General features: G+C 71.3%; 10 protein-coding genes and 1 riboswitch. Of the genes, 6 read left to right on the top strand and 4 right to left on the bottom strand.

Annotated elements, in window-relative coordinates; all coding sequences use genetic code 11:
* Positions 1 to 54: 54 nt before the first annotated feature.
* The 6 genes from AB0F56_RS20235 to AB0F56_RS20210 all read left to right on the top strand — a co-directional run bounded on the left by AB0F56_RS20235 (position 55) and on the right by AB0F56_RS20210 (position 7,108).
* Positions 55 to 819: a GntR family transcriptional regulator gene (locus AB0F56_RS20235; RefSeq protein WP_362011472.1), complete on the top strand. Its 765-nt coding sequence runs from the start codon at positions 55 to 57 to the stop codon at positions 817 to 819.
* A gap of 114 nt (positions 820 to 933) precedes the next feature.
* Positions 934 to 1,200: a DUF3311 domain-containing protein gene (locus AB0F56_RS20230; protein WP_362011368.1), complete on the top strand. Its 267-nt coding sequence runs from the start codon at positions 934 to 936 to the stop codon at positions 1,198 to 1,200.
* Entirely contained in the window at positions 1,197 to 2,822 is a 1,626-nt protein-coding gene (mctP, locus tag AB0F56_RS20225; protein WP_362011366.1) for a monocarboxylate uptake permease MctP, read from the top strand. The genes AB0F56_RS20230 and mctP overlap by 4 nt, the downstream gene beginning before the upstream one ends.
* 90 nt (positions 2,823 to 2,912) lie before the next feature.
* Positions 2,913 to 3,416, top strand: a complete 504-nt coding sequence (locus AB0F56_RS20220; protein ID WP_362011364.1) for a GNAT family N-acetyltransferase — start codon at positions 2,913 to 2,915, stop codon at positions 3,414 to 3,416.
* A gap of 77 nt (positions 3,417 to 3,493) precedes the next feature.
* A riboswitch (cobalamin riboswitch) is annotated at positions 3,494 to 3,572 on the top strand.
* Positions 3,573 to 3,719: 147 nt separating this feature from the next.
* Complete coding sequence (locus AB0F56_RS20215; protein WP_362011362.1) at positions 3,720 to 6,098, top strand: ribonucleoside-diphosphate reductase subunit alpha; 2,379 nt, start codon at positions 3,720 to 3,722, stop codon at positions 6,096 to 6,098.
* On the top strand, positions 6,098 to 7,108 hold the full coding sequence (locus AB0F56_RS20210) for a ribonucleotide-diphosphate reductase subunit beta (RefSeq protein WP_362011360.1): 1,011 nt from the start codon (positions 6,098 to 6,100) through the stop codon (positions 7,106 to 7,108). The genes AB0F56_RS20215 and AB0F56_RS20210 overlap by 1 nt, the downstream gene beginning before the upstream one ends.
* Before the next feature lie 91 nt (positions 7,109 to 7,199).
* Here AB0F56_RS20210 and def read toward each other — a convergent pair whose 3' ends face one another.
* The 4 genes from def to AB0F56_RS20190 form a co-directional block, all read right to left on the bottom strand.
* Entirely contained in the window at positions 7,200 to 7,829 is a 630-nt protein-coding gene (gene def, locus AB0F56_RS20205) for a peptide deformylase (RefSeq protein ID WP_362011357.1), read from the bottom strand.
* A gap of 82 nt (positions 7,830 to 7,911) precedes the next feature.
* Positions 7,912 to 8,892, bottom strand: coding sequence for a hypothetical protein (locus tag AB0F56_RS20200; protein ID WP_260228954.1), 981 nt, complete (start codon positions 8,890 to 8,892; stop codon positions 7,912 to 7,914).
* Positions 8,893 to 8,971: 79 nt separating this feature from the next.
* A complete protein-coding gene (locus AB0F56_RS20195; protein ID WP_362011470.1) occupies positions 8,972 to 10,216 on the bottom strand; it encodes an HD domain-containing protein in 1,245 nt (414 codons plus the stop codon).
* Between the two features lie 23 nt (positions 10,217 to 10,239).
* Entirely contained in the window at positions 10,240 to 11,667 is a 1,428-nt protein-coding gene (locus AB0F56_RS20190) for an HD-GYP domain-containing protein (RefSeq protein ID WP_362011467.1), read from the bottom strand.
* Positions 11,668 to 11,681 lie beyond the last annotated feature (14 nt).

The raw sequence follows: 11,681 nt of genomic DNA, 5'->3' as shown, positions 1-11,681 counted from the left end.
CGACAGACGGAGGAGCCGGTGACGGCAGCAGGACAGCAGTCGGGAAGGCAGGCCATGGCCACGGACGCGGGCAGCACGGACAAAGAGGGCGGCGTCGCCACCCGCACCGCGCGCGTACCCAAGTACTACCGGCTGAAGCGGCACTTGCTCGACATGACCGAAACCTTGCCCCCCGGCACCCCGGTCCCGCCCGAGCGCACCCTGGCCGCCGAGTTCGACACCTCGCGCACCACCGTGCGCCAGGCCCTCCAGGAACTGGTCGTCGAGGGTCGGCTCGAACGCATCCAGGGCAAGGGCACGTTCGTCGCCAAGCCCAAGGTCTCCCAGGCGCTCCAGCTCACCTCCTACACGGAGGACATGCGCGCCCAGGGCCTGGAGCCCACCTCGCAGCTGCTCGACATCGGGTACGTCACGGCCGACGACACCCTGGCCGGGCTGCTCGACATCTCCCCCGGCGGGCGCGTTCTGCGGATCGAGCGGCTGCGGCTGGCGAGCGGCGAGCCGATGGCGATCGAGACCACGCACCTTTCGGCCAAGCGCTTCCCCGCGCTGCGCCGTTCGCTGGTGAAGTACACCTCGCTCTACACCGCGCTCGCCGAGGTGTACGACGTCCACCTCGCCGAGGCCGAGGAGACCATCGAGACCTCGCTCGCCACCCCGCGCGAGGCAGGCCTGCTCGGTACGGACGTGGGCCTGCCCATGCTGATGCTGTCCCGCCACTCGCTGGACGCCCAGGGCGAGCCGGTCGAGTGGGTGCGTTCGGTGTACCGCGGCGACCGATACAAGTTCGTTGCCAGGCTCAAGCGCCCCAACGGCTGACAAAAGGCCGCACACCCACCGTCCGCTATCCGGACAGGGGTTCCATACCGCGAAACCGTCCCCTAGATTTCCTGCGCATTACAACAGGTGATCAGCGAGGGGACGGTCCGCCGTATGTCGCAAGAGACGTCGGAAGAGACACAGGGGAAACCACCAACCGTCACGCCCCTAAGGGTCGTCGTGGCGCTCTGCCTGTTCGCCCCCTTCGTGGCGATGCTCTGGGTGAGTTCGTACGCGAAGGTCGAGCCGACGTTCATCGGCATCCCGTTCTTCTACTGGTACCAGATGGCGTGGGTCGTCATCTCGACCGCGCTGACGATGGTCGCGTACACGCTCTGGCAGCGTGACCAGCGCGCCCGGAAGGCAGGTGCGTCGCGATGAAGGACGGCGTGAACGGCGTCGCACTCGCCGTCTTCATCTTCTTCTTCCTGGCCGTCACGGTCATGGGCTTCCTGGCCTCGCGCTGGCGCAGAGCCGCCAACGAGAACAGCCTCGACGAATGGGGCCTCGGCGGCCGGTCGTTCGGCACCTGGGTCACCTGGTTCCTGCTCGGCGGCGACCTCTACACCGCGTACACCTTCGTCGCGGTCCCCGCGGCGATCTACGCGGCGGGCGCGGCCGGCTTCTTCGCCGTGCCGTACACGATCCTGGTCTACCCGCTGATCTTCACCTTCCTGCCCCGCCTCTGGTCGGTGTCGCACAAGCACGGGTACGTCACCACCTCGGACTTCGTCCGCGGCCGCTTCGGCTCCAAGGGCCTGTCCCTCGCGGTCGCCCTCACCGGCATCCTCGCGACCATGCCGTACATCGCGCTCCAGCTGGTCGGCATCCAGGCCGTCCTGGACGTGATGGGCGTCGGCGGCGGCGAGAACACGCACTGGTTCATCAAGGACCTGCCGCTGCTCATCGCCTTCGGTGTCCTCGCGGCGTACACGTACTCCTCGGGTCTGCGCGCCCCGGCGCTCATCGCCTTCGTCAAGGACACCCTGATCTACATCGTCATCGCGGTGGCGATCATCTACATCCCGATCAAGCTGGGCGGCTTCGACGAGATCTTCGCCAAGGCCGGCGAGGCGTACGCGACGATCAACCCGGCGACCGACAAGCCGCGCGGCGCACTCGTGCCCGGCGAGATGGGCCAGTGGGGCTACGCGACGCTCGCGCTCGGCTCGGCGCTCGCGCTCTTCATGTACCCGCACTCGATCACGGCGACGCTCTCCTCGCGCAGCCGTGACGTGATCCGCCGCAACACCACGATCCTGCCGCTGTACTCGCTGATGCTGGGCCTGCTCGCGCTGCTCGGCTTCATGGCGATCGCCGCCGGGGTCAAGGTCTCCAACGGGCAGCTCGCGATCCCGCAGCTCTTCGAGAACATGTTCCCGGACTGGTTCGCGGGCGTGGCCTTCGCCGCCATCGGCATCGGCGCGCTCGTGCCGGCCGCGATCATGTCGATCGCCGCCGCCAACCTTTTCACCCGCAACATCTACAAGGACTTCCTGAAGCCGGACGCCACGCCGGAACAGGAGACCAAGGTGTCCAAGCTGGTGTCGCTGCTCGTGAAGGTCGGCGCGCTGGCCTTCGTCCTCACCATGGACAAGACGGTCGCGATCAACTTCCAGCTGCTCGGCGGCATCTGGATCCTGCAGACCCTCCCGGCCCTGGTCGGCGGTCTGTTCACCCGCTGGTTCCACCGCTGGGCGCTGCTCGCCGGCTGGGCCGTCGGCATGGTCTACGGCACGGCGGCGGCGTACGGCGTGGCCAGCCCGACCCAGAAGCACTTCGGCGGCTCGTCCGCCGAGATCCCGGGCATCGGCGAGATCGGCTACATCGGCCTCACCGCCTTCGTGATCAACGTCATCGTCACCGTCGTCCTCACCTTCGTCCTGAAGGCCGTGAAGGCGCCGGAGGGCATCGACGAGACCTCGCCGTCGGACTACACGGCGGACGCGGGCGACAAGGGCGTCTCGACCGAGCTGCCGAAGGTCGGCGCGAGCACGCACTGACGCCGTAGCGACAGCACGACCGGAGGGCCCGGGGTTTCCGAGCGGAAATCCCCGGGCCCTTCGCCGTGCCCCTCGGGCAGACTGCGGCCCATGGACATCACGATCAGGGCGGTACGGCCCGAGGAGTACGAGACGCTCGGCGAGCTGACGGCCGGGACCTACCTGGGCGACGGTCTGCTGTTCTTCGGCGCGGAGGACCCCTATCTGCCCGTCCTCGCGGACGTCGCAGGCCGGGCCGCCGAGGCCGAGGTGCTCGTCGCCGACGACGGCACGGGCCGGATCGTCGGCGGCGTCACCTTCGTGCCGGGCGGCACGCGCTGGGCGGACGTGGCGCAGGCGGGCGAGGCCGAGTTCCGGATGCTCGTGGTCGCCCCCGACGCGCGCGGCCGGGGCACCGGCGAGGCACTCGTCCGGACGTGCGTGGAGCGCGCCCGGGCGCTGCCCGGATGTACCCGGATCGTGCTGTCGACCGACCCCGCGATGACCGCCGCACACCGGGTGTACGAGCGGATGGGATTCGTCCGGACCCCGGAACGGGACTGGTCGCCGATACCGGACATAGTCCCGCTGCTCACCTACGCCCTGGAGCTGTGACGCGACGCGACACAACATGTGGGGGGTGCCACGAGCGGCGCCCCCCACATGTATGCTCATCCTCGCTGTCGTCGCAGGGGAATCCGGTGCGAATCCGGAACTGTCCCGCAACGGTGTGCTTTTGACGGCTTCGTCCGTCCGGTCAGTCCGAAGACCTGCCGACAGCACGCCCGGTCCTTCCGTTCCGGGTGACACAGACGTCAGGGCCTCGCGGAGTGGGCCGTGGCGCGGCTCGCCCCTGCCTTCGGGGAGCCGCCGCCCGCCTCCCCCGCCGGCCCCGAGCCGAGCGAGGGAGAGCCCCACGTGACCATCGCGCCCGCCGATCCGGCCGCAGCGATCGAGAGCGACGGCAACGAGAGCGACGGACCCGGGACCGTGCTCCTGCGGACCCTGACCGACCTCACCGCCGACCTCACGGACACCGACCCCGGCAAGGTCGCCGCCGCCGCGCTGCGGGGCCGCAACGCCGGCTCGGACGAGGCGGAGCTGCGCGAACTGGCCACCGAGGCGGCCGCGGGTCTCATCGCCGAGGACCCGGCCTACTCCCGGCTCGCGGCCCGGCTGCTGACCATCACGATCGCGGACGAGGCGGCCTCCCAGGGCTCGGTCAACTTCTCCGCCTCCGTCGCCGTCGGTCACCACGAGGGCCTGATCGCCGACCGCACAGCCGACTTCGTCACGCTGCACGCCGAACGGCTCGACGCGCTCATCGACGGGAAGGCGGACGACCGCTTCGGCTACTTCGGTCTGCGCACCCTCTACTCCCGCTACCTGCTGCGCCACCCGATCACCCGCAAGGTGATCGAGACCCCGCAGCACTTCATGCTGCGCGTCGCCTGCGGCCTCGCCGAGGACGACTCCGCCCGCGCCCTGGACGAGGTCGCCGCGCTCTACGGGCTGATGAGCCGGCTCGACTACCTGCCCTCCTCCCCCACGCTCTTCAACTCCGGCACCCGCCACCCGCAGATGTCGTCCTGCTACCTCCTCGACTCCCCGCTGGACGAGCTGGACTCCATCTACGACCGGTACCACCAGGTCGCGCGGCTCTCGAAGCACGCGGGCGGCATCGGCCTGTCGTACTCCCGCATCCGCGCCCGCGGTTCGCTGATCCGCGGCACCAACGGGCACTCCAACGGCATCGTGCCGTTCCTGAAGACCCTGGACGCCTCCGTGGCGGCCGTGAACCAGGGAGGCCGGCGCAAGGGCGCGGCCGCGGTCTACCTGGAGACCTGGCACGCGGACATCGAGGAGTTCCTGGAGCTGCGCGACAACACCGGTGAGGACGCCCGGCGTACGCACAACCTGAACCTCGCGCACTGGATCCCGGACGAGTTCATGCGCCGCGTCAACGCGGACGCCGAGTGGTCGCTGTTCTCCCCGGCGGACGTGCCCGAGCTGGTCGACCTGTGGGGCGACGAGTTCGACGCCGCGTACCGCGCCGCCGAGGCGAAGGGTCTGGCCCGCAAGACCATGCCGGCCCGTGACCTGTACGGCCGGATGATGCGGACCCTGGCCCAGACCGGCAACGGCTGGATGACCTTCAAGGACGCCTCGAACCGCACGGCCAACCAGACCGCCGAGCCGGGCCACACGGTCCACTCCTCCAACCTCTGCACGGAGATCCTGGAGGTCACGGACGACGGCGAGACGGCCGTGTGCAACCTCGGCTCCGTCAACCTGGGCGCGTTCGTCGTCGGTTCGGACATCGACTGGGAGCGGCTCGACGCGACCGTCCGTACGGCCGTCACCTTCCTCGACCGGGTCGTCGACATCAACTTCTACCCGACCGAGCAGGCGGGCCGTTCCAACGCCCGCTGGCGGCCGGTGGGCCTGGGCGCGATGGGCCTCCAGGACGTCTTCTTCCAGCTGAAGCTGCCCTTCGACTCCGCCGAGGCGCGTGCGCTGTCGACCCGTATCGCGGAGCGGATCATGCTCGCCGCGTACGAGGCGTCCGCCGACCTCGCGGAGCGCAACGGGCCGGTGCCGGCCTGGGACAAGACCCGCGCGGCCCGCGGTGTCCTGCACCCCGACCACTACGACGTGGAGCTGAACTGGCCCGAGCGCTGGGCCGCGCTGCGCGAGCGGATCGCGACCGTCGGCATGCGCAACAGCCTGCTGCTCGCCATCGCGCCGACGGCGACGATCGCCTCGATCGCGGGCGTGTACGAGTGCATCGAGCCGCAGGTCTCCAACCTGTTCAAGCGCGAGACGCTGTCGGGCGAGTTCCTCCAGGTCAACTCGTACCTGGTGCAGGAGCTCAAGGAGCTCGGCGTGTGGGACGCGCAGACCCGTGAGGCGCTGCGCGAGTCCAACGGCTCGGTGGCCGGCTTCACCTGGGTCCCGGCCGAGGTGCGCGAGCTGTACCGGACGGCGTGGGAGATCCCGCAACGCGGTCTGATCGACATGGCCGCCGCCCGCACGCCGTTCCTGGACCAGTCGCAGTCGCTGAACCTGTTCCTGGAGACGCCGACGATCGGCAAGCTGTCGTCGATGTACGCGTACGCCTGGAAGCAGGGCCTGAAGACGACGTACTACCTGCGCTCCCGCCCGGCGACCCGGATCGCCCGCGCCGCCCAGGCCTCGGCGCCCGCCGCCGCCACCATCCCCGTCCAGCAGGTCGCCGACCCCGACGCCGTCGCCTGCTCCCTTGAGAACCCCGAGTCCTGCGAGGCCTGCCAGTGATGTCCGACAACAAGAACCTGCTCGACCCGGGCTTCGAACTGACCCTGCGTCCGATGCGCTACCCGGACTTCTACGAGCGCTACCGGGACGCGATCAAGAACACCTGGACGGTGGAGGAGGTCGACCTCCACTCGGACGTCGCCGACCTCGCCAAGCTGTCGCCGGGCGAGCAGCACATGATCGGCCGCCTGGTCGCGTTCTTCGCGACCGGTGACTCGATCGTCGCGAACAACCTCGTGCTGACGCTGTACAAGCACATCAACTCCCCCGAGGCGCGCCTCTACCTCTCGCGCCAGCTGTTCGAGGAGGCCGTGCACGTCCAGTTCTATCTGACGCTGCTCGACACCTACCTCCCCGACCCGGAGGACCGTGCCGCCGCGTTCGACGCGGTGGAGAACATCCCCTCCATCCGCGAGAAGGCGCAGTTCTGCTTCAAGTGGATGGACTCGGTCGAGAAGATCGACCGCCTGGAGACCCAGGCCGACCGCCGCCGCTTCCTGCTGAACCTGATCTGCTTCGCCGCGTGCATCGAGGGCCTGTTCTTCTACGGTGCCTTCGCCTACGTGTACTGGTTCCGGTCCCGCGGTCTGCTGCACGGTCTCGCGACCGGCACCAACTGGGTGTTCCGCGACGAGACGATGCACATGAACTTCGCCTTCGAGGTCGTGGACACCGTCCGCAAGGAGGAGCCGGAGCTCTTCGACGAGGCGCTCCAGCAGCAGGTCGTCGACATGCTGAAGGAGGCCGTGGAGGCGGAGCTGCAGTTCGGCCGCGACCTCTGCGGTGACGGCCTGCCGGGCATGAACACCGAGTCGATGCGCGAGTACCTCCAGTGCGTCGCCGACCAGCGCCTGGTCCGGCTCGGCTTCGCCCCGGTCTACGGCTCCGAGAACCCGTTCGCGTTCATGGAGCTCCAGGGCGTCCAGGAGCTGACGAACTTCTTCGAGCGCCGCCCGTCCGCCTACCAGGTGGCGGTCGAGGGCTCGGTGGACCTGGACGAGGACTTCTAGGCCTCACGCGTTCCAGGCACAGACGGGCGAAGGGCCCCGCTCCGGGGGAGGGGGCCCTTCGTCGTGTCCGTGGACAAGTACGCGTACGGGATCAGTCGTTGGGGACGGTCTCGTAGCGCGGGGTGCCCTCGTCCATCTGGCGCAGGGCGTCCTTGCGGTCCCGCTTGGAGAGCTTGTCGATGTACAGGAAGCCGTACAGGTGGTCCGTCTCGTGCTGGAGGCAGCGCGCGAAGTAGCCGGTGCCCCGGACCTTGATCGGGTTGCCCTGGGCGTCCTGGCCGTGCACCTCGGCGAAGTCCGGGCGGGCCAGCTCGGCGTACGCGGTCGGGACGGAGAGGCAGCCCTCGTTGGACTCGTCCAGGACGCGCTGCTCGGCCGGCAGCTCCTGGAGCACCGGGTTGACGACGACGCCGGTGTGCCGGACGCCCTCGTCGTCGGGGCAGTCGTAGACGAAGACCTTGAGGTCGACACCGATCTGGTTCGCGGCCAGGCCCACGCCCTCGGCGGCCTTCTGGCTGGCGAACATGTCGTCGATCAGCGCGGCGAGCTTGTCGTCGAACTCGGTGACGTCCTTGCACTCCCGGTGCAGCACCGGGTTGCCGACGACGGTGATCGGACGCGCCGTACCCCGCTCGCGGTACGCGAGCTCACGCGCCTCGCAGTCCTCCGTGTCCACGACGAAACCGTCGTTGATCTGCTCGTCAGTCTCCTGCTGCGCCATTCCGCCGCACGCCTTCCTCAGAACCCCAGTCAATGGTCCCGTACAGCCTAAGGGCAGGATCTGGGCGGAATCAGCAGAAGGATCAGCAGACCTCTTCGAGATCACGCCACTCACGGCTGTCCGGGCTGTCCGCCACCCAGCCGTCGAGCAGCCCGCGGACCAGGCCGACGGGTGCGGCGATCCCGCACTCCCGCTCGGGGACCCAGAGCTCGCCGGGCGAGCGGTGGCCGAGCGGCCCGGGGTGGCCCGGCTCGCTGTGGTCGTGCGGGTCCAGGTGCTCGCCCTCGCCCTCGGCGCTGGGCATGGTCGACTCCGAGCAGGCGCGGCAGAGCAGCCGGACCGACGAGGACCAGTCCTCGGCGGCGAACCCGGCGTCGGCGGCGAGCTGCTCCAGGGCGTCCCGGTCGGCCTCGGTGGCGGCCTCCAGGAGGACCACCCAGGTGGGGACGGGCGAGGGGGCCCAGAGCTCGATCTCGTCGAAGACGGGGTAGGACGGGCCCGCGCTCGTCGTGCGCTCGCCGTTGGGCACGCCGTCGTGCAGGACGACCTCGCCCCAGCGGCGGCCGGAGGACGGCAGCGGGATCGAGAGGACCTCGATCCGCGCGGGGTCCAGCCTGCGGCCCCACACGACCTCGGCCTCGCCCTCGGGCGACAGCCGGACGGCGGCGCTGCCCAGCTCCATCCCGGCGGGCTCACCGGTCCCGGCGGAGGCGCCGGGCACCTTCAGTCCGTACGCCTGCCAGGCGCGGCGGGCCAGCGGCCAGTCCTGGAGCGCGGTGGCGGCGATGCCGACGTTCCACCAGTCGGGAGCGCCGGTCTCCTTGTCGAGCAGGGCGACAGCGCGCAGCCCGGCGGCCCGGGCCTGCTCCCAGTCGTGCCGGAACTTGTGCAGCAGCGCCAGGTTGAACCAGGACTCCGAGAGCCAGGGCTCCAGATCCGCCGCGCGCGTGAGCAGCGCGCCCGCGTCCTCGTACCGGCCGTCACCGATCAGCGTGAACGCGCGGTCGGTGGCCTGCCGCCACGAGGCGGAGGGCCGATGCCGTACCTTCCCGAAGATCCTCACGATTCCCGCCTGCCGGTCGCTTCACCCTCTTGTTCGCATCCAACCATGCCCGGTTGGACGCGCGCTCATTACCCATGGGTTACCCAGGAGGAGCAGGGGTGACGCCCCCGGTCACACCGCCTCTCGCGAGGACTCTCGCAAGGGATTCCACCACGTCCGGGTGGTGGTCGCGGGCGGTGGCGAGGCGGAGCTGTTCGAGGGCTGCGAGCGACCCGCCGGCCCCCGCGCCCGTGCCGGTTCCGGCCAGATCGTCGTAGGCGTTGACGGTACGGACGATCCGGGCGGGCACCGGTTGGTCGCGGTACGGGTCGGCCTGCCGCTCCACGACGACGGCCACGGCGGCGGGGACACCGGTCTGCCGGACGACGGCCCCGCCGAGGATGGCGATCCGGCGCTGTTCCTCGGCCGGGAGGAGGGCGGTGGCGCCTTCGGGGACCGGGTCGACGAGGGAGAGCTGCCCGATGTCGTGCATGAGGGCCGCGTACTCCAGGACGGTCAGATCGGCCCCGGAGAGACCCAGCTCACGGCCGACGGCGGCGCTGAGCGCGGCGACACGGCGGGCGTGCCCCGGTGGGGTACAGCCGGCGATCTCGGTGGCGCGGGCGAGCGAGGCGATGGTCTGCCGGTTGGTGGTGCGCACCGCCGCGTACCGCCGGAAGGAGACCTGGGTGAGCAGCAGCGGCACGCAGAAGACGGGCAGGGCCCAGAGCCCGGCGGCGGCCACGCCGAGGGCCATGACGGTGCCGGTGGCGCAGACGGCGGAGCCGATGCCGATCAGGGCCCGCAGCTCGTCGCGGAGGAGCGGGCCGTAGGGGTACCCCTTGCGGGCGCGGAGCATCAGGGCGGCGAGGACGGCGTCGCACAGGGCGGTGAGGACGAGGAGGAGCACGAGGAAGAGGGCGTAGGCGGGGCCGCGGCCGAGGCGCTCGCTCACCTCGCCGGAGTTGTAGAGCGGCTGGAAGCAGAGGGCGGCGAAGCCGACGGTGAGGATGCGGCGGGCCTGGTGGTCGAGGTCGGGGCCGACGCCGCGGGCGATGTGCGGGACGATCCCGACGAGCCCGCCGGCGACGACGACGGCGACGATCTGGAGGACGCCGTGGGTGGTCGCCGTCCCCGCCTGCTCGCCGAGCAGGGCGTACGCGAGGGCTCCGGCGGTCGCGAGCGGCGCGGGCTCCCGGTCCCCGGGCAGGGCGCCCCAGCGGGCCAGCTCGCCGACCGCGATGAGCACGCCGAACGCGAGCGCGTTGCCGGGCTCGCTGACCCCGCTCCAGAGCGTGGCCCCGAACCCGGCGACGGTGAGCGCGAGGGCGGCGCCGCGGACGATCCCGACGATCGGCGCCCCGGCCTTCACGGGCGGCCACCGGGGGGCGCGGCGGGGGCGGGGGGCGCGGAGGCGGGCGGTACGGGTGCGGGCGCGGGGACACGTGTCTGCGGGACCGGCGGTGTGGCGGGTGTGGCGGCCGGTGTGCAGGGCTCGTCCGCCGTGACGGCGGTCTGCCAGCCGTGCCGGTCGAGGGCCTGGACGAGCGCGGCGACCATCCGGGGGTCGAAGTGCGAGCCCGCGCACCGCTCCAGCTCCGCCACGGCCGCCTCGACGGGCCGGCCCCTGCTGTAGGAGCGGGTCGAGGTCATCGCGTCGAAGGCGTCGGCGACCGCGACCACCCGGGCGAACTCGGGGATCTGCTCCCCGCTGAGCCCGTACGGGTATCCGCTGCCGTCCATCTTCTCGTGGTGGTGCAGGATCGCCGCCCGGGCCTCCCCGAGGAAGCCGATGCCCCGGACCATCTCGTGGCCGTACTCCGGGTGCAGCTCGATGACCCTGCGCTCCCCGGGCGTCAGCGGCCCGTCCTTCCGCAGGATCCTGGTCGGTACGCCGAGCTTGCCCACGTCGTGCAGGATCCCCGCGAAGCGGAGGATCTCCAGACGCTCGTCGGCCAGGCCCAGCTCCTGGGCGATCAGCGCGGAGGCCTGCCCCACCCGTTCGCTGTGCCCGCGGGTGTACCGGTCCTTGATGTCGACGGCCTGCACGAGCGCGCGGATCGTCGCCTGGTGGGCGGCGCGCTCGCGGTGGTACTGGGCGAAGACCCAGCAGGAGATGTACATGGGCAGCAGGACGAAGAGCGCGGCGACCGGCCCGTACGTGCTCCGCCAGAGCACCGCCATCATCAGCCCGGCGAGGCCGTGCACGGCGTGCGGGGCGAGCGTCCGGCCGAGGAGCCCCTGCCAGGCGGTGCGGGGCGGGATCCGGTCGGCGGCGATCCTGACCCCGCCGTCGAGGGCGGTCAGGACCAGGCAGAAGGTGAGCGCGGAGGCGGCCGCCGGGAGCAGGGCGTACGGGAAGTCGGGGGCGTCCGGCCCCCTGCCGAGCGCCTCGCGGCTGCCCAGGGCCCCGGCGACGTACGCGGCGGCCGAGACGGAGATCAGGAGCTGGGCCGTCCGCCAGGCCCGGCGCACCCCGGCGGGCCGCTGCTCCACCCGGGCGAGCAGGGCGCCGGGCAGCGCGGTGAGCGCGGCGGCGGAGGGCGGCAGGAGGAGGGCCGAGGCGAGCAGGACCGGGAAGAAGGAGCCGGCGCCCATGGGCACCGAGCCGCCGAGCACCCGGCCGAGGAGCCGGCAGCGCGCGGGGAGCTCGCAGAGCGCGTACAGGGCGGCGAGCAGCGCGACGGCGCCCCACGCGGTGTGCGCGCCGGGGCGCAGCGCCGGGAGCGCGCACGCGGCGGCGGCGAGAAGGGCCACGCCGATGTACACACGTGCCGCTCGCGGAATCGCCTTCACGCCCATCACGCCAG

This window comes from Streptomyces sp. NPDC026092, from assembly GCF_040638605.1.
Lineage (GTDB): Bacteria > Actinomycetota > Actinomycetes > Streptomycetales > Streptomycetaceae > Streptomyces.
This window is presented reverse-complemented; position numbering and strand designations above follow the sequence as displayed.